The 20,872-nt window shown below is 45.9% G+C and carries 16 protein-coding genes and 10 tRNA genes; 1 reads left to right on the forward strand and 25 read right to left on the reverse strand.

Going from position 1 to position 20,872, the window contains the following annotated elements:
- Positions 1 to 22: 22 nt before the first annotated feature.
- Entirely contained in the window at positions 23 to 1,291 is a 1,269-nt protein-coding gene (locus LIX84_RS08975) for an HlyC/CorC family transporter (RefSeq protein WP_005396696.1), read from the forward strand.
- 114 nt (positions 1,292 to 1,405) lie between these two features.
- Here LIX84_RS08975 and luxS read toward each other — a convergent pair whose 3' ends face one another.
- From luxS to pncC, 25 genes are all read right to left on the reverse strand, one after another.
- Positions 1,406 to 1,924: an S-ribosylhomocysteine lyase gene (gene luxS, locus LIX84_RS08980; RefSeq protein ID WP_005396698.1), complete on the reverse strand. Its 519-nt coding sequence runs from the start codon at positions 1,922 to 1,924 to the stop codon at positions 1,406 to 1,408.
- Between the two features lie 84 nt (positions 1,925 to 2,008).
- The gene (locus tag LIX84_RS08985; protein ID WP_198528463.1) at positions 2,009 to 2,614 is read right to left on the reverse strand and encodes a transglycosylase SLT domain-containing protein; all 606 of its coding nucleotides are present in this window, start codon (positions 2,612 to 2,614) and stop codon (positions 2,009 to 2,011) included.
- A 24-nt stretch (positions 2,615 to 2,638) separates the two neighbouring features.
- Complete coding sequence (gene gshA / locus LIX84_RS08990; RefSeq protein ID WP_046875082.1) at positions 2,639 to 4,207, reverse strand: glutamate--cysteine ligase; 1,569 nt, start codon at positions 4,205 to 4,207, stop codon at positions 2,639 to 2,641.
- Positions 4,208 to 4,363: 156 nt separating this feature from the next.
- Positions 4,364 to 7,207, reverse strand: a complete 2,844-nt coding sequence (locus LIX84_RS08995; RefSeq protein ID WP_226421118.1) for a M16 family metallopeptidase — start codon at positions 7,205 to 7,207, stop codon at positions 4,364 to 4,366.
- Between the two features lie 9 nt (positions 7,208 to 7,216).
- The gene (locus LIX84_RS09000) at positions 7,217 to 7,678 is read right to left on the reverse strand and encodes a YqaA family protein (protein WP_005396704.1); all 462 of its coding nucleotides are present in this window, start codon (positions 7,676 to 7,678) and stop codon (positions 7,217 to 7,219) included.
- On the reverse strand, positions 7,672 to 8,622 hold the full coding sequence (locus tag LIX84_RS09005) for an NADP-dependent oxidoreductase (protein ID WP_005396705.1): 951 nt from the start codon (positions 8,620 to 8,622) through the stop codon (positions 7,672 to 7,674). The genes LIX84_RS09000 and LIX84_RS09005 overlap by 7 nt, the downstream gene beginning before the upstream one ends.
- Positions 8,623 to 8,745: 123 nt before the next feature.
- Positions 8,746 to 9,876, reverse strand: a complete 1,131-nt coding sequence (locus LIX84_RS09010) for a sodium ion-translocating decarboxylase subunit beta (protein WP_005396706.1) — start codon at positions 9,874 to 9,876, stop codon at positions 8,746 to 8,748.
- A gap of 9 nt (positions 9,877 to 9,885) precedes the next feature.
- The gene (gene oadA, locus LIX84_RS09015; RefSeq protein WP_226421119.1) at positions 9,886 to 11,670 is read right to left on the reverse strand and encodes a sodium-extruding oxaloacetate decarboxylase subunit alpha; all 1,785 of its coding nucleotides are present in this window, start codon (positions 11,668 to 11,670) and stop codon (positions 9,886 to 9,888) included.
- Between the two features lie 31 nt (positions 11,671 to 11,701).
- Positions 11,702 to 11,959, reverse strand: coding sequence for an oxaloacetate decarboxylase subunit gamma (locus tag LIX84_RS09020; RefSeq protein ID WP_005379932.1), 258 nt, complete (start codon positions 11,957 to 11,959; stop codon positions 11,702 to 11,704).
- Between the two features lie 557 nt (positions 11,960 to 12,516).
- A tRNA-Arg gene (locus tag LIX84_RS09025) sits at positions 12,517 to 12,593 on the reverse strand.
- A gap of 52 nt (positions 12,594 to 12,645) precedes the next feature.
- Positions 12,646 to 12,722 (reverse strand) — tRNA-Arg (locus LIX84_RS09030).
- 52 nt (positions 12,723 to 12,774) lie between these two features.
- Positions 12,775 to 12,851, reverse strand: a tRNA-Arg gene (locus tag LIX84_RS09035).
- 52 nt (positions 12,852 to 12,903) lie between these two features.
- Positions 12,904 to 12,980: transfer RNA gene (locus tag LIX84_RS09040), tRNA-Arg, on the reverse strand.
- 52 nt (positions 12,981 to 13,032) lie between these two features.
- Positions 13,033 to 13,109: transfer RNA gene (locus LIX84_RS09045), tRNA-Arg, on the reverse strand.
- Between the two features lie 52 nt (positions 13,110 to 13,161).
- Positions 13,162 to 13,238, reverse strand: a tRNA-Arg gene (locus LIX84_RS09050).
- A gap of 55 nt (positions 13,239 to 13,293) precedes the next feature.
- Positions 13,294 to 13,370: transfer RNA gene (locus tag LIX84_RS09055), tRNA-Arg, on the reverse strand.
- 85 nt (positions 13,371 to 13,455) lie between these two features.
- Positions 13,456 to 13,547: transfer RNA gene (locus tag LIX84_RS09060), tRNA-Ser, on the reverse strand.
- Between the two features lie 29 nt (positions 13,548 to 13,576).
- A tRNA-Arg gene (locus LIX84_RS09065) sits at positions 13,577 to 13,653 on the reverse strand.
- Positions 13,654 to 13,685: 32 nt separating this feature from the next.
- Positions 13,686 to 13,777: transfer RNA gene (locus tag LIX84_RS09070), tRNA-Ser, on the reverse strand.
- A gap of 334 nt (positions 13,778 to 14,111) precedes the next feature.
- Positions 14,112 to 14,309 (reverse strand): carbon storage regulator CsrA, encoded by a 198-nt coding sequence (gene csrA / locus LIX84_RS09075; RefSeq protein ID WP_004415691.1) that lies wholly within the window; start codon positions 14,307 to 14,309, stop codon positions 14,112 to 14,114.
- A 92-nt stretch (positions 14,310 to 14,401) separates the two neighbouring features.
- Positions 14,402 to 15,589, reverse strand: a complete 1,188-nt coding sequence (locus LIX84_RS09080) for an aspartate kinase (protein ID WP_005393869.1) — start codon at positions 15,587 to 15,589, stop codon at positions 14,402 to 14,404.
- A 212-nt stretch (positions 15,590 to 15,801) separates the two neighbouring features.
- Positions 15,802 to 18,384, reverse strand: coding sequence for an alanine--tRNA ligase (alaS, locus tag LIX84_RS09085; protein WP_226421120.1), 2,583 nt, complete (start codon positions 18,382 to 18,384; stop codon positions 15,802 to 15,804).
- A 142-nt stretch (positions 18,385 to 18,526) separates the two neighbouring features.
- The gene (gene recX, locus LIX84_RS09090) at positions 18,527 to 18,994 is read right to left on the reverse strand and encodes a recombination regulator RecX (protein WP_226421121.1); all 468 of its coding nucleotides are present in this window, start codon (positions 18,992 to 18,994) and stop codon (positions 18,527 to 18,529) included.
- Positions 18,995 to 19,122: 128 nt separating this feature from the next.
- The gene (gene recA, locus LIX84_RS09095; RefSeq protein ID WP_005393872.1) at positions 19,123 to 20,166 is read right to left on the reverse strand and encodes a recombinase RecA; all 1,044 of its coding nucleotides are present in this window, start codon (positions 20,164 to 20,166) and stop codon (positions 19,123 to 19,125) included.
- Between the two features lie 200 nt (positions 20,167 to 20,366).
- Complete coding sequence (gene pncC / locus LIX84_RS09100; RefSeq protein ID WP_104970950.1) at positions 20,367 to 20,849, reverse strand: nicotinamide-nucleotide amidase; 483 nt, start codon at positions 20,847 to 20,849, stop codon at positions 20,367 to 20,369.
- Between the last annotated feature and the right edge of the window lie 23 nt (positions 20,850 to 20,872).

Raw genomic sequence — 20,872 nt, forward strand, 5'->3', positions numbered from 1 at the left:
ACTTACAAGGAACAGCAACGTTTTGGACGACATCTCTACGGGTATCTTGTTTGCGCTACTCGCGTGTCTTATCGTCATATCAGGTTACTTTTCCGGCTCAGAAACAGGGATGATGTCTCTGAACCGTTATCGCTTAAAGCACTTAGCCAAAAATGGGCATAAAGGCGCTAAGCGAGTCGAAAGGCTATTAGACCGTCCAGATCGTTTGATTGGTCTTATTCTTATCGGCAACAACCTCGTTAATATTCTCGCGTCCGCCATCGCGACCATTATTGGTATGCGTTTGTATGGTGATTTAGGTGTCGCTATCGCAACCGGTGCACTGACTATGGTTGTATTGGTTTTTGCTGAAGTTACCCCAAAAACAATTGCAGCGCTGTACCCTGAACGCGTGTCTTACGCGAGCAGTATCCTACTGACCATATTGATGAAGTTACTATCGCCTTTGGTGATGCTCGTTAACTTTATTACGAATGGCTTTATTCGTTTACTTGGCGTAAAAGCCGATCACTCAGTAGAAGACCATCTTAGTTCCGATGAGCTGCGTACCGTAGTAAACGAAGCTGGCGGATTGATCCCTCGCCGACACCAAGACATGTTGGTATCTATTTTGGATCTTGAGCACGTCACTGTGAACGACATCATGGTGCCACGCAATGAGATTACCGGTATCGATATTAATGATGACTGGAAATCCATCGTTCGTCAGCTTACCCACTCACCACATGGACGCATTGTTTTTTATCGTGACCAAATTGATGAAGTGGTTGGCATGCTGCGCCTGCGTGAAGCTTACCGCCTGATGCTGGAAAAAAACGAGTTCAATAAAGAGACGCTATTACGTGCTGCGGATGAAGTCTATTACATCCCGGAAGGTACGCCACTGAACGTGCAAATGTTAAAGTTCCAACGCAACAAACAGCGTATTGGTCTGATTGTTGATGAGTATGGCGACATTATTGGCTTGGTGACATTGGAAGATATTCTGGAAGAGATCATTGGCGAATTCACGACCTCGATTTCTCCAAGCCTTTCTGATGAAATCAGTCCTCAAGGTGACGGAAGCTTCCTCATTGAAGGCAGCACCAATATCCGAGATATTAACAAAGGCCTGAAATGGGATTTACCAACGGATGGCCCAAGAACGTTAAACGGTCTTATTTTGGAACACCTGGAAGATATTCCAGAGAGCCATTTAAGCGTGAGAGTGGCTGGTCATCCAATGGAGCTTGTTGAGATTGAAGAAAACCGCATCAAGCTCGTTCGTGTTTATCCTAAAAAGAAAAAATAGCCTCTATCTACAACTCACGATGAGAAAAACTCAACGATAAAAAATAAAAGAGCCTGATCATGTCAGGCTCTTTTTAGTTCTGGATAAATATGCTTCTTGATAAGTTTTTAGCAACTAGTCGATGCGCAGCTCTTTTAGCATCGATTCAGGCAAAGCAAGTTCATCATTTTTGTTCACCGATACACCAGCATCCAAAATGCTCTTTGCGATCTGTTGTGCTTCTTCTAAAGAGTGCATCGCTGCCGTGCCACATTGGTATTCGTTGAGTTCAGGGATCTTGTTCTGGCTTTCTACCTTTAGTACGTCTTCCATGGCCGCAATCCAAGCATCCGCTACTTGCTGCTCTGATGGAGTGCCAATCAGGCTCATGTAAAAGCCCGTGCGGCAACCCATAGGCGAAATATCGATGATCTCAACAGAATCGCTGTTTAGGTGATTGCGCATAAAGCCTGCATAAAGGTGCTCTAGTGTATGAATACCTTTTTCAGAAAGGATGTCTTTGTTTGGCGCGGTAAAGCGTAAATCGAAGACAGTAATCGTGTCCCCTTTTGGGGTCTGCATGGTCTTCGCCACTCGCACTGCCGGTGCATTCATGCGAGTGTGGTCCACGGTAAAACTATCGAGTAAAGGCATTACATCTCTCCTGATTGTAACTCCAATACCTCTCGGTACTGGATAAATGTCATTCATCCCTACAGCACATAAACAGGCTGTAGGTTAAAAGAACCAGCTGCTGTTGTCTTCCAATTCCTGACGACATTGCTTCAGCTGCCAGCCATAAGTTTTTGCAGTTTGTTCAACACGTCGAGCGACTTTGAGCAAACTGGGCTTTCGCTTATAAGTACCTCGCTTGTACCCACCTCGACCTTCATGATAAGCCAGATATTGACTGTATGGGTCCCATAACGAAATCCCTAGTTGGCGCCTCGTTTCGTGAGTATACCAACCGACAAACATCATTGAATCATCAAAGTTGGTACGAGAACCGCCCTGACCCGTCGCATCTTGGAAATCTTCCCAAGCAGGATCTTGAGCTTGAGCGTAACCATACGCACTGCTGACTCGTCCCCAAGGGATAAATCCCAATACATAGTCTTTGGGTGGTTTCGCATCGTGCCGAAAGCTGCTTTCTTGTTTAATAATAGCCATAGCGACATGAATGGGAGTTCCCCACTTTTCTTCCATATCTTTGGCATCATCATACCAGCCGGATTTCTCTCGAAATATCTCACATAAATTATTCTGCTGCTTTGGCGGTGCCGTGGCGCAACCTGCAAGTAACATGCTTCCGAGTACCGATACTACTAACGGTTTAATGTTCAATCCCACCCAACCTTTACCTATTCACTACTGCTTCAGATAAGCAAAGTAATCTTCCAAAAAATCATCAAAAGATAGCGTGTCACTTTGTTCCGCTTGCTTTTGCTTTTCTACTGACGACGCCACTTCCGTTTCCATCGTATCTTGCGAGTAGTACTGATAACCGTGAGCTAGATTTTCCTCGCGGTACTTCATGCCAAGCGCACAGCCGACTTTACCTAACCCACCAAGCTCTTTCGTCAGCTCTAATAGTTGACCTGAAATCGTTAGTTCTGGGTTATCAATCCATGTCTCGAGTTTATTACACACATCTTGGTATGCACTGCCACCAGCAGCCATATCCATTTGCTGCGCTATCTGACGCAGCTCGACAAACACTCGATGCGCCCAATCTTGCAGAGATAGACGTTCACCTTGGCAACCAATTTGAAGCATTAGCCCTTTTTCACGACCAGAAACAATGACTTTGTTCCAGTTGTCGCGCCAACACTCTAATTCACAGTTGTCCATTGGATCCGAGTCTGACAAGGCCGCCCAAGTCAGGAAGAGATCAAGGAATCGTACTTGCTCTTCATCCAACCCCACTGCGCTGAATGGGTTAACGTCTAGAGAGCGAACTTCAATGTACTCAACCCCACCGCGTCGTAACGCATCTGAAGGCTTCTCACCACTTTTCGACACGCGTTTCGGGCGAATTGGAGCGTATAGCTCGTTCTCAATTTGTAAAATATTGGAATTAAGCTGGCGGTATTCACCGTCCACTTTGACGCCTATTTTCGCAAACTCTTCTGATGGGTGACGAATCGCATCGCTCAAACCATCCAGATACTGATCAATGCTGTTAAAGCCAATTTTCAGTACACTTTGCGCACTATTGGTGTAGCCCAGATCGCTCAAACGCAAAGACGTCGATTTCGGCAAATACAAAGTGCCGCCAATTTTTTCGAATGGCAGATCGGTTTCACGACCTTGAATAAAAGAGCCGCATAACGCTGGTGATGCACCGAAGAAATACGGAATCATCCAACCAAAACGGTAATAGTTACGGATCAGCGCAAAGTAGGCATCAGACTTAGCATCTTGGCGGGCTTGTTCATCTTGCTCGCCGTATAGCGCATCCCAAAATGTCTCAGGGAACGAGAAGTTAAAATGCACACCTGAGATGATTTGCATCAGGCTGCCATAGCGGCGTTTTAGGCCTTCTCGGTACAGGGTTTTCATTTTTGCTGCATTCGAAGAGCCGTACTGAGCAAGCTGAATATCCTCTTCCGAGCCAACATAACATGGCATAGAAAGAGGCCACATCTTTTCTTCACCCATTTTTGTCTGGGTGAAGTGATGGATATCTTTCAGTTGTGCCATCAGTTCTGGAATTTCATGTGACACAGGAGTAATGAATTCTAACAATGATTCAGAAAAATCTGTCGTGATCCATTGGTTTGTGAACGCAGAGCCTAACCCCTCTGGATGAGGTGTTGTTGCTAGATGTCCATCCTGACGATAGCGCAAAGTTTCTCGCTCAACACCGCGTCCAAACTGCTTAAATACTTCGGGGTTTGATGCAACTTTTTTTAGTCGCGCAGCAAAATCAGTCAAAATGAGGTTCGCTTATATTGGGAGCAGGACACTTGTCACAAAGGACAAATGTAAGCTAAGTTATTGATATTTAATGCATCTAGATAAATAACCCACGAAAAGTCGCTTATCTAGATGAATAGCGGAGAAACGTTTCTCCGCTATTAAATGTGTACTCTATCGAATGATTTCAAGCTCTTCTACGTCTTTCCCCAACTTTTCTAATTGAGGACGCAGTGATTTAGCATCACCAACGACGATAATTTGATAGTCATTTGGATCAAACCACTTTTGAGCCAGTGCATTCAAAGTCTGCTTATCGACTTTTTCTACGATAGCGTTTCTTTGCTGCAAGTAATCTTGATCGAGGTTGTACTTAAGAATATCACTGATGAGTTCCGCTTTTTGTGTTGGCGTTTCATATTTCAGTGCATCTTTTTGACCGACCGCTTGACGCATAAATTTCATCTCTTCATCAGTAATTCCTGACTGCGAGTATTCATTTAGCTCATTTTCCATCTCAATGATCGAAGCAACCGTTGCATCCGCTCGTACTTGCGCGGTGAAAACAACCGAGCCAGTTTCTGGATTTCCAGAGAAGTAGCCGTAAGCGCCGTATGTGTAACCCTTATCTTCACGTAGGTTTTGGTTAATGCGGCTATTGAAGTTTCCAGCTAAGTTGAAGTTTGCCAGTTGGCTTAGGTAAAAATCGCCCGTTGCATCGTAAGGCATACCTTGACGAACCATCATGACCACACTTTGTGGTGCACCTGGTTTATCAACAAGATGGATCTTTTGCTCACCTAATGCAGCGATGCTTTGCGGTGCATACAATGGCGCAGCTTCATCCTGCCAGTTTTTCCAGAACGTCAGTTGCTGTTCAATTTCCTGTTGATCAATGTCACCAACAACGACGATTTGCGCACTTTGTGGCGTGTAATGCTTCGAGTAGAATTCACGGACATCATCCAACGTTAGTGCACTGACACCTGCTTGCGTGCCGTCTTTTGGTCGAGCAAAAACAGAGTCTCCATAGAGCACTTGGCGACTCGCTTGTGATGCCATCCAGCTTGGGTTTTGGTGCTCATACACAAGACCTTCTAGCGCTTGCATCTTTACACGCTCAAAGTCTGCTTGCTTGAATGCAGGAGACAGCAACATCTCTTCGACAATTCTCAACGTCGGCTCTAAGTTCTTTTCTAAAGCAGAAACGCTGATGTTTGTTGTGTAGCCCGTTGCATTCACGGAGATGACACTACCTAGTTTATCGAGCTCAGCTTGAATCTCTTCGACACTACGTTTCGTTGTGCCTTCTTGCAACATTGCTGCGGTCAACTGGGCAAGACCTTCTTTGCCCTTTTCAACAAAACGTGTTCCCGCAGGTAAACTAAACTGCATCATGACCGTTGGTGTTTCATCGCTAACCGCACCAAGCAACTCCGAGCCATTATTAAAATGAAGCTCGTACAACTCAGGCATCGTCGCTTTCACTGGCTCCCCTACAGGCGGTTGCACAGAGCGATCGAAGTTATCGGTCGCACGACGATACGCCAATTGATCATCAGTGATCTTCTCGTATTCTGGTAGCGTACGCTTTGGCGTCACAAAGGTCGCTGGTTTTACGACAAGGTCAGTTTTTCCTTTTGGTACCACGCTTAGGGTCACTTTGTTCTTACCTTGGATAAAATCCGTATACGCTTTTTCTACCGATGCTGGCGTCACTGCGCGGATCTGCTCAAGCTGTTGCTCAAGACGATCAGGATCGCCGAAGAATGTCTCGTTGGATGCCAACTGCGTTACTTTACCTTTAACGCTTTCTAGCGCAAAAATAGCATCCGCTTCCGCCTTACCCTTTAACTGCTCAAGGCGATCTTCTGTCACGCCTTTTTCAGCAAACTGATTGAGTGACTGTAAAAGCTCGTCGTACAGTTTTGATAGGTCGCCTTTGTCCCCAGAGTCACCCATTGCATAAACGTAAAAGTTACACGCCAGTTCTGCACAGTCATGGAATGAGCCCGCATCGACGGCTTTTTGAGTCTTGACTAAGTCTTGGTAGAGCACGCTGTTTGTACCGCCACCTAGCACTTCAGATAGCGTATCGAGAGACGCTTGGCTTTCTTCGCCGTTGTAAGTTGTTGGCCACGCGATCATCACCATCGGTTGTTGAATGCGATCTTCTAGCGTGATGTATTTGTCTTCTTGCAGTTTTGCAGGTTGTTTCGGCGCATTTTCAACCTCTGGCCCACGAGGAATCGAACCGAAGTACTTATTTACCCACTCAAGAGTTTGTTCAACGTCTAAGTCCCCACCGATAGTGATAGTCGCATTGTTTGGGCCATACCAACGTAAGAAAAACGCTTTGAGATCGTTCACATCAACACGATCAAGATCTTCAACATAACCAATAGTTTGCCACGAATACGGATGACCTTCAGGATATAGCGCTTCAGACATGCGCTCCCAAATTAAGCCATAAGGACGATTATCGTAACGCTGAGCTCGCTCATTTTTTACAGTAGAACGCTGAATTTCAAATTTGCGTTGAGAAACCGCATCCAGCAAAAAGCCCATACGGTCAGACTCTAACCACAGCATTTTCTCTAGCTGGTTAGCCGGGACAGTTTCAAAGTAGTTAGTACGATCACGGTTTGTCGTACCATTTAACGTACCTCCAGCCTCTGTGATGATTCTGAAGTGCTCTTGGTCACCAACGTTCTCTGAACCTTGGAACATCATGTGCTCAAAGAAATGCGCAAAACCAGACTTACCCACCTCTTCACGAGCCGAGCCAACATGGTAAGTCACATCCACATGGACCAATGGGTCGGAATCTTCAGGAGCTAAGATCACCGTTAAGCCATTATCGAGTTTATACTTTTGGTATGGAATCTTAACTTTGCCTTCTTCCGCTTTCGATGACTCAACGAAAGTTACCCCTTCCGGCAGTGATGAAACTGGCGTATTTGATACACAGCCCGTGATCACCAAAAGTGAACACGCGCTAACCCAAAACATCTTCATGTACTTTCCTTAAAATAATCCGAGATAGATGGCCGCAAGTAAGCTATACCTAGCAGCCTTTCCTAAAAATATTAAAATCACGCAAGGCAGAAACTTCATTCTCAGCCACCCTGCGGCTAAACACAGCGGGTCTCCAATCACGGGTAACCAGCTAAAAAATAATCCCCAATAGCCATACTTTGACAGCCACTTTAATGCGGTATGACCGTGCTTTTCTTCTTGCGCTTTGTTGGGAATCCACAAGCCAAGCCAATAATTTGTTAAGCCACCAAGCGTATTGCCGATAGTCGCGACCATAATAATTGACGAAACGGAATATTGATTTAATGAGAGAGTGGCAACTAAGCCCGCCTCAGAGCCACCAGGTAACAAAGTGGCACTGAGAAAACCGGTCATGAAAAGCACCCATAATGCTGAATCTGAAAACCAAAGCGCTAAACTTTCAAAGCTCGTATTAAATGCTTCTAGCATGTCATATCAAGCAACACCTTGCCTCTGGTTCTTCCTGATTCAACTTGCTGGTGAGCAGCAATCACATCACTCATCGGATAAACCTGTTGAATTTCAGTCTTCAGTAAACCAACGCCAACCATGTACAACAAGGTATCTAATTGCGCTGGATCTGGCTCAACCAACATGCCGTTAGCCTCAAAGCCTAGGAGTTTGGCTTTTTCACAAATCAGCTCAGCTGTGATGGTTGGAACGGTTATGACTCTCGCACCGTCTTTCAGGCATTTAAGCGCATCTAACGCGGCATCTCCACCTACTAAATCAATCAAAACATCAACGTCTTCAACACGTTCTGACACTGGTGCAAATTGATAGTTCACTGCGTGAGCGCCAAGGGTAGCCAGGTAGTCTAAATTTCGTTCACTGCAGGTTGTAAAGACTTCCGCTTTAGTCGCGACCGCGATTTGTACCGCTAGGTGTCCAACGCCACCGGCTCCTGCGAGGATAAGTACGCGATCGTTTTCTGTCACATTGGCTTTGCTGAGTGCTTGTGCCGCAGTTTGGCCAGCCAACGGTAATGCTGCGGCAGCCTCTAAAGTAACTGAACTGGGAACATGACTTAACTCAGCTTCTGGAACACATACGTACTGACTGTACCCACCTCCTCGGACTGGGAAACCGATAAATCCAGCCACCTCATCACCATCATTAAAACGCGACGCCCCCTCTCCACAAGACACCACTTTTCCTGAGATGTCGTAACCTGGCACCCAAGGTAAATTATCCTTGTTCTGCGCAGCTGCCCAACCGAGTCCGGCTCGAGTTTTAACGTCAATAGGATTTACGCCTGAAAAAGCGACTTTTACTAAGACTTCACCAGGCTGTGGTGATGGTGTAGAAGCATGTTGAATCGCGAGTACGTTGGCATCACCAAATTCAGTGATAACGATCTGTTTGTGTTCCATAAGCCATTCCCTGCAAGAAAACAAAAAGGGATGCGAAAGCATCCCTTTGACTATAAACCATTTTGTTAACCGAAGTTAATCGTGATTTTGTAAATTGGTTGATCATTCCATTTTCGGTAATGACTAGCCGACAAGTGCTAGCAAGATACCAGCGGCCACTGCTGAGCCCAATACACCTGCAACGTTTGGTCCCATCGCATGCATCAACAAGAAGTTTTGCGGGTTAGCTTGTAAGCCGACCTTGTTCACCACACGCGCGGCCATTGGTACCGCAGAAACGCCAGCCGCACCGATAAGTGGGTTGATGTCTTCTTTTGAGAACTTGTTCAGCAACTTAGCCATTAGCACACCAGCACCCGTGCCAATACTAAACGCAACCGCACCAAGCCCTAGAATGCCTAATGTTTCTAAGTTCAGGAATTGATCCGCTTGCAGCTTCGAGCCAACCCCTAAGCCCAAGAAGATCGTCACGATGTTGATCAGCTCATTTTGTGCGGTTTTCGATAGACGATCGACCACACCCGCTTCACGCATTAAGTTACCAAGACAGAACATACCGACAAGAGGCGTTGCTGAAGGTAGGAAAAGAATCGTCATGAGTAATACTGCCATCGGGAACAATACCTTTTCCCACTTACCCACGTGACGCAGTTGCGCCATTTGAATCTCACGTTCTTCCTTAGTGGTTAGCGCCTTCATGATTGGCGGCTGAATGATTGGCACTAAAGCCATGTAGCTGTACGCGGCTACAGCAATCGCACCAAGCAGGTCTGGTGATAACTTACTTGCTAAGAAAATCGCCGTTGGGCCATCCGCACCACCGATGATGGCGATAGACGATGCATCCGCCATGGAGAACTCCATACCAGGCACATAGTTGAGCAAAATAGCGCCAAACAGTGTCGCAAAAATACCAAACTGAGCTGCCGCACCTAGCCACAACGTTTTTGGGTTTGCGATCAAAGCACCAAAGTCGGTCATCGCACCCACACCCATGAAGATCAACAACGGGAACACACCCGATTCAATCCCAATGTAGTAAACGTAGTAGAGCAAGCCGCCAGGCTCAGTAAAGCCAGCATTTGGAATATTCGCCAAGATAGCACCAAAACCAATCGGCAATAACAGTAAAGGTTCAAAGCCTTTTTTGATTGCCAAAAACAGCAAGGTACAACCAACCAGCATCATACAGATTTGGCCGAACTCGAAGTTAGCGATCCCTGTTTCTGCCCAAAGGGTTAACAATCCGTCCATGATACTCCCTTACGCCAGGCTCAATAGAGGCGCACCTACTGTGACAGCATCGCCTTCTTTAACGTTCAACTCTTGAACCACACCACCACGCGCCGCACGCACTTCTGTTTCCATCTTCATTGCTTCAAGAATCAGTAGTACATCGCCTTCAGCCACTTCAGCGCCAGGCTGAACATTCACTTTAAAGATGTTACCGGCAAGAGGAGCAGGCACCGCTTCAGCAGAAGCGCTAGAAGGTGCGCTAGGTGCCGTCGATTTTGCTGGCGCCGCAGAAGGAGCGACAGAGGTTAGCTCGCCTTGAGGACCAACTTCCACCTCATACACCTGTCCGTCAACACGTACGCTATAAGTTTCTACGCCGCCAGTTGCTGGTTGCGCCGCAGGTACGGCAGGCTTCGCGGCTTCTAGCGTTGGTGCAGGTTCAAATGCTTCTGGGTTTTCACGATTCTTAAGGAACTTAAGACCAACTTGAGGGAAAAGCGCATAAGTAAGTACATCATCAACACGTTCACTTGCTAGCTTAATACCTTCTGATTTCGCTTTCTCCATTAGATCAACAGTAAGCGTCTCCATTTCAGGCTCAAGCAAATCGGCAGGACGACACGTAATAGGCTCTTTGCCATCAAGTACTTTAGCTTGCAGCTCTGCATTTAACTCGGCTGGCGCTTGACCGTATTCGCCTTTCAATAGACCAGCGGTTTCCTTAGTAAGGCTCTTATAGCGCTCGCCAGTAAGCACGTTAATCACCGCTTGCGTTCCGACGATCTGCGAAGTTGGAGTCACCAATGGAATGAAACCAAGATCTTCGCGTACACGAGGGATCTCTTCTAAGACTTCATCAATGCGATCCGCCGCGCCCTGTTCTTTCAACTGGCCTTCCATGTTAGTCAGCATGCCGCCAGGCACTTGAGCAATCAGGATGCGAGAGTCTACACCTTTCAACTGACCTTCCCACTTCGCGTACTTCTTACGTACTTCACGGAAATACGCGGCGATAGGTTCTAGTTGCTCGAGCTTCAAATTCGTATCTCGCTCGGTTCCTTCTAGCATCGCGACTACCGTTTCAGTCGGTGTGTGACCATAGGTACAACTCATTGAAGAAATCGCTGTATCGAGAATATCAATACCAGCTTCAACTGCTTTTACCGCTGTCGCAGTAGACAAGCCTGTCGTCGCGTGACAATGAAGTGCTAATGGCACATCACAAGACGCTTTGATACGCGTGATAAGCTCTTCCGCTTCATAAGGCTTGAGTAAGCCAGACATATCTTTAATACACAGTGAATGACAACCTAAATCCTCTAGGCGTTTTGCCAAGTCAACCCAAGTGTCTGCGTTATGTACAGGGCTTGTTGTGTAAGACAGCGTACCTTGAGCATGTGCGCCAACATCGACCGTTGCTTTTACGGCCTTCTGGAAGTTTCGCACGTCATTCATTGCATCAAAGATACGGAACACGTCCATACCATTAGCATGCGCGCGTTCAACGAACTTCTCTACTACGTCATCGGCATAATGGCGGTATCCTAAAAGGTTTTGACCACGCAGTAGCATTTGCATTGGCGTATTGGGCATCGCTTTTTTCAGCTCACGCAAACGCTCCCAAGGGTCTTCCCCTAAGAATCGAATACAAGAATCAAACGTTGCTCCACCCCAAGTCTCTAGAGACCAGTAACCAACCTTATCCAACTCAGCTGCGATAGGCAGCATATCCTCAATACGCATACGCGTAGCAAATAGTGATTGATGGGCATCACGAAGGACCACATCTGTAATAGCTAGTGGTTTAGACATGCTCTTAAACTCCTTTTTAATCCTGGTTCGGCTACTTCGCGAATGAGGCGCGATGTTTATGAATCGCAGCCGAGATCGCCGCCACTACTTGTGGACTAACAGCTGAAGAGGTTGATTGAATATTAGTATTTGTTTTTGGTGCTGCGATCGGCTCTGGTACTTCTTCTGGTACCAATTTCGACATTAGCCGAACGAGATAAACAAGAATAGTGAGGAAAATAAATACGACCGCCATCCCCGTTAGCATCAGGGTGGCCGCATCTACTAGCAGGCTTCCTATATTAGTCATGTTGCTTCCTTTCTTTGTCATCCTGACAACGTGCAGGACTTTAATAGCGTCAAATCCCGACCAATGGATTATCTCGATTGGTTAAATTTTGTCAATTTTGTTTAAGGAAGGTTTGTAATAATCCTGATAAATGATTATTTATTCACTACCCAGATCACAGTTCATGACAAAATAATTACTGCGAATCTGCTATCTCCTTACGAACAGAGTAAAGGAGGACATAAATAAAAACTGCGATTTGGATTTCAAAACCAAATCGAGATTTACACATAAAAGCTAATAGAAACAAAAGGATGCCATTAAATAACGATTAATAAACAAATAAAAAACAAAGAAGTTACATTTAAACAATTGAAGTGAAAGAAACGGAAATCAATATACAGGAGAGATAGTAAGGATAGATTCACAAACTACAGCAGAAACTTTATTCCAAATTGCTTAGATAAGCACATATTCGCTTTTGGAAAAGAAGGACCTCGCCTCTAACAACTCTAGGCCATAGTTCCTGATGTCCAGATACAAAAAAAGCCTCGCAATTGCGAGGCTTTTTTTGTAAGTGGCGCGTCCTGGAGGATTCGAACCTCCGACCGCCTGGTTCGTAGCCAGGTACTCTATCCAGCTGAGCTAAGGACGCGCAGTTTTCGATATCAACTTTTGTCAACATCAGGGCATTACCCTTCAATAAGTGGCGCGTCCTGGAGGATTCGAACCTCCGACCGCCTGGTTCGTAGCCAGGTACTCTATCCAGCTGAGCTAAGGACGCGCAATTTTCGATATCAACTTTCGTCAACATCAGGGCATTACCCTTTAATAAGTGGCGCGTCCTGGAGGATTCGAACCTCCGACCGCCTGGTTCGTAGCCAGGTACTCTATCCAGCTGAGCTAAGGACGCGCAGTTTTCGATATCAACTTTCGTCAATATCAGGGCAATACCCTTTAATAAGTGGCGCGTCCTGGAGGATTCGAACCTCCGACCGCCTGGTTCGTAGCCAGGTACTCTATCCAGCTGAGCTAAGGACGCGCAATTTTCGATATCAACTTTCGTCAACATCAGGGCATTACCCTTTAATAAGTGGCGCGTCCTGGAGGATTCGAACCTCCGACCGCCTGGTTCGTAGCCAGGTACTCTATCCAGCTGAGCTAAGGACGCGCAGTTTTCGACATCAACTTTCGTCAATATCAGGGCAATACCCTTCAATAAGTGGCGCGTCCTGGAGGATTCGAACCTCCGACCGCCTGGTTCGTAGCCAGGTACTCTATCCAGCTGAGCTAAGGACGCGCAATAATCTTATTTTACTTTGTATAACCCGTTTATCAAACGAATTATTAAATAGTGGCGCGTCCTGGAGGATTCGAACCTCCGACCGCCTGGTTCGTAGCCAGGTACTCTATCCAGCTGAGCTAAGGACGCGCAGATCTTCTTGCTAGGAAGTTGTGAAGCAAATCACATTCATTTCTTACGAAACAAAAAAAAGGCCATCGGGCCAGTCAATGAATGGCGGTGAAGGAGGGATTCGAACCCTCGATACGGGATAAACCGTATACTCCCTTAGCAGGGGAGCGCCTTCAGCCTCTCGGCCACCTCACCGTTTTCATTGTTATATCTCAGAAGAGATATGGCGCGTCCTGGAGGATTCGAACCTCCGACCGCCTGGTTCGTAGCCAGGTACTCTATCCAGCTGAGCTAAGGACGCACTTTTTTGTTGATTTCTCAACATTGCAAGAATGGCGGTGAGGGAGGGATTCGAACCCTCGATACGGGATAAACCGTATACTCCCTTAGCAGGGGAGCGCCTTCAGCCTCTCGGCCACCTCACCGTCTTGCGGAGGCACATATTACGTTTTACCGAAAATATGTCAAACACTTTCTTTGAAAAAATCCACGAAACTGACTTAACCGTTGCTGATTTAATCAAAGTGACTATTAAACGAACTTTACCACTCTATTATGATGAAAAAAAGAGAGTCTTCTCTGAAAAAAAGACATTTATTTTCAAACAACTTCCTGGTGTTCGATTCAACAATATTGACGGATTCACGGCCACACTCAACACAATGGTTTCCGCAAATCTTCAAAAACATTAAAGACTAAAAAGGCCAACCCTTCGGTTAGCCTTTTTCATTCAAACTAAGCTCTGTAAACAGGAGCGACTTAGTAGTTACCTGAAGCAACGTTGCCATTGCCTTTTTCAGCTTGAATGCGCATGTAGATTTCTTCACGGTGAACTGAAACCTCTTTCGGAGCGTTAACGCCGATACGTACTTGGTTACCTTTCACACCTAGTACAGTTACAGTCACTTCATCACCAATCATCAGTGTTTCGCCTACGCGGCGAGTCAAAATTAGCATTCTTTGCTCCTTGAGTAATCTCTAAATTTTCTTGCTACAAAGCTATTATCCAACAAAAGTTATATTTTCGTAAACTACCTTGTTAGCGAAAATCAGCCTAAAAAGGCATGTTTTTGTTGAATGTTTAATGCTTCACTAGACGTAATGTAAGCATCATGCAGAATGTTTGCTGCTGTATCCACACATTCGGGTGCTAAAACTAGCATCATAGTGAGTGCATTCGTTGCGCTGAAATTGATCTCAATATCTCGCTTTGCCAACAAATCGCATGCGTGCTCTACCATTCCATTGGCCTCAAGCCCCACTGCGGTCAACAGGCTTACCACTTCACTATTACGGATTTTGTCGCTGAACACCAGATCGAACTTGGCACATGCATCTTGTTTTATCATGATACCTGCCCGTTCTGCTTCCTCGATCACATTCCAAATGTCTATACCCAACATCTGACATTGTTTTGTAGCACTAGATAAATGTTCTTTATCGACTTCGATAATGGCAAGGTCACGTTGAATGGCTATACCAGAGACGGCTTGATTGCCTGACTCCCCCTTTACCAAACTGCCTTCATTAACATCAAATGTCGAAAGCACGCGTAGTGGCACATTATTCTTCCATGCAAACTGCACTGAAGGTAAATGTAATACTTTTGCGCCTCGGCTTGCCATCGCTTCCATTGAAGGAAAATCGATAACCGCCAATTTTCGCGCATTTTTCACTACACGTGGGTCACAAGTATAAATACCATCAACGTCGGTAAAGATTTGACACTCGTCAGCGCGCAATGCGCCCGCCAGTGCCACAGCACTCGTATCTGAGCCACCTCGACCTAATGTGGTGATATCCCCGTTCTCATTCACACCTTGAAAGCCCGCAACAATCACGATTTGGTCTTGCTCAAGCAATCCCATAATTGTCGTGGTATCAATGTGTTTAATCGTTGCGTCATTGTGTTGATTATCCGTCACAATATTCGCCTGTGCTCCGGTAAGCGAGCGCGCAGCATGACCCATTTTATTCAAAGTCATGGCTAACAGTGCCATTGACACTTGCTCACCAGCAGAGAGCAAAACATCAAGTTCTCGAGCTGTAGGTACGCTATCTATCTGTTTAGCGAGATCCATCAGTCTGTTTGTTTCGCCTGACATTGCAGACACGACAACAACAACTTGATTGCCATCATTTTTCGCCTTAATGATGTGTTCAGCGACTTGGTGGATTCTTTCAATTGAACCCACAGAGGTTCCGCCAAACTTTTGCACGATAAGGGGCTTTTTCACCAGTCTTCACCTTCCCAAGACCGAAGTCTCTTTAGAACTGCTTACATCTTAAATATTTCCTTTGAGAAAAATTATATAAGCAGTAGTTACAACAAAAACCAAGCAGCTTAAATGACTCGGTTAACTTTTGGTCAATTAAACCACTTGGTTGCTAAAAAAAATTACGCTCAATCAAAAAAACTTGATTGAGCGTAATTTTATTAGTTAAGAGCTTATAAACGCTCTTCTAGCCAAGGCTGAACTGTTTTGATTGCCTCTGGTAGTGCTGAAACATCAGTACCACCGGCTTGAGCCATGTCTGGACGACCACCGCCCTTACCACCGACTTGCTCTGCAACCATTTTAACCAGATCACCTGCTTTTACTTTACCAGTGAGATCTTTAGTCACACCAGCAATCAAGCCAACCTTGTCACCCGTTACGTTTGCAAGCAGTACAACACCAGAACCCATTTGATTCTTGATGTCATCAACCATGGTACGTAGGTTCTTGCTATCAGCACCTTCAAGGGCCGCAACTAGAACTTTTGTGCCATTTACTTCAACCGCTTTGCCCATGATGTTAGCGCTTTCTGCGGCTGCCATCTTATCTTTTAGCTTCTGCACTTCTTTTTCTAGTGCTTTTGCTTTCTGTGCAGACTCTGCCAGTTTCTCTTCGTACTTCGCGTTTTGAGCTTCAATAGCGTCTAATGCCGCCTCGCCTGTTACCGCTTCAATACGACGAATACCGGCTGCAATACCGCTTTCTGATGTGACTTTGAATAGACCAATATCACCCGTGCTTGATGCGTGAATACCACCACAAAGCTCAGTAGAGAAATCGCCCATAGATAGCACGCGAACTTCGTCATCGTACTTCTCACCAAACAATGCCATTGCGCCTTTCTTCTTAGCAGACTCAATATCCATCACGTTGGTTTCAATCGTGTGGTTACGACGGATTTGCGCGTTAACTAGGCGCTCAACTTCTTTCAACTCTGCTGCGGTTACGGCTTCTAGATGCGAGAAGTCGAAACGTAGGTTGTCTGCCTTCACCAATGAGCCTTTCTGCGTTACGTGCTCACCAAGAACTTGGCGTAGTGCTGCGTGTAGCAAGTGCGTCGCTGAGTGGTTAAGAGAGATAGCTGCGCGACGCTCTGCGTCAACGATGGTTGCCACTTCGTCACCTTTCGCTAGCACGCCTTCTGCCATTACACCGTGGTGTGCGATTGCGTTACCGAGTTTTTGAGTGTCTTCAACGCGGAATACACCAGACTCAGTACGGATTTCACCCGCGTCACCACACTGACCGCCTGACTCTGCGTAGAATGGCGTTTCACCAAGCACGATGATGGCTTTATCGCCTGCAGATAGTGAATCTACTTCGTTGCCTTCAACAAACATCGCTGCGACTGAGCTAGAACCTTTAGTACCTGTGTAACCACAGAACTCTGTTTGCGTATCAACTTTGATTGCTGCGTTATAATCTGTACCGAATTGACCAGCTTCACGCGCACGTTGACGCTGCTCTTCCATCGCTTTTTCGAAACCCTCTTCGTCGATCGCGAACTCACGCTCACGTGCAACGTCGTTAGTGAGGTCTGCTGGGAAGCCGTAAGTATCGTAAAGCTTGAATACCGTTTCGCCGTCTAGCACTTTGCCATCTAGGTTATCTAATGCTTCGTTAAGAATTACCATACCGCGCTCAAGTGTACGACCGAAGTTTTCTTCTTCGATACGCAGCACTTTTTCAACCACTGCTTGTTGACGCTTCAGCTCTTCGCCAGCTGTACCCATCACTTCTGCTAATACGCCAACAAGCTTATAGAAGAATGCACCTTGTGCACCTAGCTTGTTACCATGACGTACGGCACGACGAATGATACGACGTAGTACGTAACCACGACCTTCGTTTGAAGGCATCACACCATCAACAATCAAGAATGAACATGAACGGATGTGGTCAGCAATAACGCGTAGCGATTGGTTCGATAGATCTTCATAACCAATGACTTCAGCCGCTGCTTTGATAAGAGTTTGGAATACATCGATTTCGTAGTTTGAGTGAACGCCTTGCATAATTGCAGAGATACGCTCGATACCCATACCAGTATCTACCGATGGTTTTGGTAGCGGTTCCATAGTGCCGTCTGCGTGACGGTTGAACTGCATGAATACGTTGTTCCAGATCTCGATGAAACGGTCACCATCTTCTTCAGGCGTGCCAGGACGACCACCCCAGATGTGTTCACCGTGATCGTAGAAGATTTCAGTACATGGACCACAAGGACCAGTGTCGCCCATTTGCCAGAAGTTATCAGACTCGTAAGGCTTGCCACCTTCTTTGTCACCAATGCGCACGATACGATCAGCAGGCACGCCAACTTTTTTGTTCCAGATGTCGAATGCTTCGTCATCGGTTTCGTAAACGGTTACCAATAGACGATCCGCAGGCAGTTTAAGTACTTCGGTTAGGAATTCCCAAGCAAATGAAATCGCATCTTCTTTGAAATAGTCACCAAAGCTGAAGTTGCCTAGCATTTCAAAGAATGTGTGGTGACGAGCGGTAAAGCCAACATTTTCCAGGTCGTTGTGTTTACCACCAGCACGTACACAACGTTGAGCCGTAGTCGCTCGAGTATAGGCTCGTTTTTCTAAGCCTAAGAAACAATCTTTAAATTGGTTCATACCTGCGTTTGTGAACAGCAGGGTTGGGTCGTTATGTGGAACTAACGATGAACTTTCTACGATTTGGTGTCCTTTGCTTTCAAAGAACTTGAGGAACGCGTTACGAACCTCGTCAGTGCTCATGTACATGCAGCTCTTCCTGAAAATAGTCGAGTTAGAATTTTGCCGTATTGTAGATCATGCAAACAGCTGAGACTAGTTTTCTTGAGGAAAAGAGGGAGCAGAAGAAAAAATTTGAAGCAAAACAAAAATCAGCGCAATTGGATCAACGCTAATCTTGGTCTTCAAAGGCAAGCGCATAGCTAATTTGGTCGAAACTGTAGCCTCGGTATTGTAGAAAACGGACTTGTTTCGCGTATTCTTTTTGGTCCTTGGCTTTGACACCTTTGAATTTCTTTTCTGCCGCCTGCTTAGCAAGTTCAAACCAGTCTTGCGGTTCTTCAGCCATAGCTTGCTCAATCACCAATTCCGCAACACGTTTCTGGTTTAATTCTTGGCGAATTCGACGCTCTCCATGTCCTTTGTATACATGCTGCCGAATTTGGCTCTTCGCATAACGTAAATCATCTAAATAGTTATGGTCTAAGCAAAAATTAATCGCGATTTCGATGTCTGATGCTTCATAGCCTTTCATCGACAGTTTTTGGTACAGCTCATACTGACCATGATCGCGACGGCTAAGCAGTTGGATAGCCGCCTCTTTGCTCGATAATGTTGGTGTCTGGCGCTTTTGGTACATGGTGATCCTAAAGGTATTTTTGCTGTACAGACTCTCAATGGCCTTTGTGATGATTCGATTTTTGATGTCAATAGATACAACAAAGCCCCGCATTGCAGGGCTTTATCACTTTTTAATCTGTGAAGGGATTAAAACTCTTCAGCTTGCTCAGGCGCCTCGCCTGCTTCAGGAGCTTCCGCAAGGGCTGGCGCTAACAACATTTCACGCAATTTAGTATCGATGGTTTTAGCCACTTCAGGATGCTCACGTAGGTAGTTGCACGCGTTCGCTTTACCTTGACCAATCTTATCGCCTTGGTAGCTGTACCAAGCACCAGCCTTTTCAACCAGCTTGTGCTTCACGCCTAGATCTACCAGCTCACCTTCGCGGTTAAAGCCTTGGCCGTACATGATTTGCGTATTGGCTTCTTTAAACGGTGCAGCAATCTTGTTCTTAACTACTTTGATGCGAGTTTCGTTACCAACGACTTCGTCACCTTCTTTGATTGCGCCAGTACGACGAATATCAAGACGAACAGAAGCGTAGAATTTAAGTGCGTTACCACCCGTGGTCGTTTCTGGGTTACCGAACATCACACCAATCTTCATACGGATTTGGTTGATGAAGATACACATACAGTTAGACTGTTTTAGGTTACCTGTTAGCTTACGCATCGCTTGAGAAAGCATACGTGCTTGTAGACCCATGTGGCTGTCGCCCATTTCGCCTTCAATTTCTGCTTTTGGTGTTAGCGCCGCAACTGAGTCAACAACCATAACGTCGATAGCGCCAGAGCGAGCTAGTGCATCACAAATCTCTAGTGCTTGCTCACCAGTGTCTGGCTGAGAAACCAAGAGCGCATCGATATCTACACCAAGTTTCTTCGCGTAGACAGGATCCAAAGCGTGCTCTGCATCGATAAACGCACAAGTTTTACCTTCACGTTGCGCAGCAGCGATAAGCTCAAGCGTTAGTGTTGTTTTACCTGAAGATTCTGGACCGTAGACTTCTACGATACGACCCATTGGCAGACCACCTGCACCCAAAGCGATATCAAGAGAAAGAGAGCCTGTTGAGATGGTTTCTACGTCCATTGCTCGGTTATCACCAAGGCGCATGATAGAGCCTTTACCGAATTGCTTTTCAATTTGACCTAGCGCAGCGGCGAGCGCTTTCTGTTTGTTCTCGTCCATTACTTTCTCCGATTTATTCATCTTCTTTGGGCGACGAATAGTAATTCATTTTTCTTAAGCAGCTAACCTGCTCAGCAATGAAAGTTATTATACTGTTGATTCATACAGTGTCTATACCTGTATAGAAAAAATTTAGTTCACTGCTTCTAAGGATTTGCTCTAGCCCTTATCAATTCTGGGCTAAGACGGTGTAAGAAATTCTAAATTAAATGTTGATGCAATCGAGTCAATGCATGCATCACCGCTTGTTGACGAACTTCCGCCCTGTCACCAGAAAAATGCATGGTCTCAACAAAGAGCCAGTCGTGCTTATCCGCAAAAGCAAAGCAGACGGTTCCAACCGGCTTTTCATCACTGCCTCCCCCCGGTCCAGCAACACCACTGATGGAAACCCCAATAGTGGCATTCGAGTGTTGAAGCGCACCTTGCACCATTTCAATCACAACAGGCTCACTCACGGCACCATGTTCCTCTAAGGTTTCCACTCTCACACCCAGCATTTCCATTTTGGCTTCGTTGCTGTAAGTGACAAAAGCTCTATCTAACCAACCTGAGCTGCCTGCAATATCAGTAATAGCGGTCGCAACACCGCCACCCGTGCACGATTCTGCCGTCGTTAAAACATGACCATACTTTGCCAATAATGCGCCTAAATCTGCGCTCAATTTTGTTGTTTTTTCCATAGCCAAAATGCCCTTTGTCTCTT

The organism is Vibrio sp. E14 (assembly GCF_020515785.1).
In the GTDB taxonomy this organism is placed as follows: Bacteria; Pseudomonadota; Gammaproteobacteria; order Enterobacterales; family Vibrionaceae; genus Vibrio; species Vibrio diabolicus.

Bases quoted from the DNA above. Each gene is read 5' to 3' on its own strand.
- luxS (WP_005396698.1), bottom strand. From the start codon at position 1,924: ATGCCTTTACTCGATAGTTTTACCGTGGACCACACTCGCATGAATGCA.
- LIX84_RS08995 (WP_226421118.1), bottom strand. From the start codon at position 7,207: ATGAAGATGTTTTGGGTTAGCGCGTGTTCACTTTTGGTGATCACGGGC.
- LIX84_RS09000 (WP_005396704.1), bottom strand. From the start codon at position 7,678: ATGCTAGAAGCATTTAATACGAGCTTTGAAAGTTTAGCGCTTTGGTTT.
- LIX84_RS09005 (WP_005396705.1), bottom strand. From the start codon at position 8,622: ATGGAACACAAACAGATCGTTATCACTGAATTTGGTGATGCCAACGTA.
- LIX84_RS09010 (WP_005396706.1), bottom strand. From the start codon at position 9,876: ATGGACGGATTGTTAACCCTTTGGGCAGAAACAGGGATCGCTAACTTC.
- oadA (WP_226421119.1), bottom strand. From the start codon at position 11,670: ATGTCTAAACCACTAGCTATTACAGATGTGGTCCTTCGTGATGCCCAT.
- LIX84_RS09020 (WP_005379932.1), bottom strand. From the start codon at position 11,959: ATGACTAATATAGGAAGCCTGCTAGTAGATGCGGCCACCCTGATGCTA.
- csrA (WP_004415691.1), bottom strand. From the start codon at position 14,309: ATGCTAATTTTGACTCGCCGCGTAGGCGAAACACTGATGATTGGTGAT.
- alaS (WP_226421120.1), bottom strand. From the start codon at position 18,384: ATGTACATGAGCACTGACGAGGTTCGTAACGCGTTCCTCAAGTTCTTT.
- recX (WP_226421121.1), bottom strand. From the start codon at position 18,994: ATGTACCAAAAGCGCCAGACACCAACATTATCGAGCAAAGAGGCGGCT.
- recA (WP_005393872.1), bottom strand. From the start codon at position 20,166: ATGGACGAGAACAAACAGAAAGCGCTCGCCGCTGCGCTAGGTCAAATT.
- pncC (WP_104970950.1), bottom strand. From the start codon at position 20,849: ATGGAAAAAACAACAAAATTGAGCGCAGATTTAGGCGCATTATTGGCA.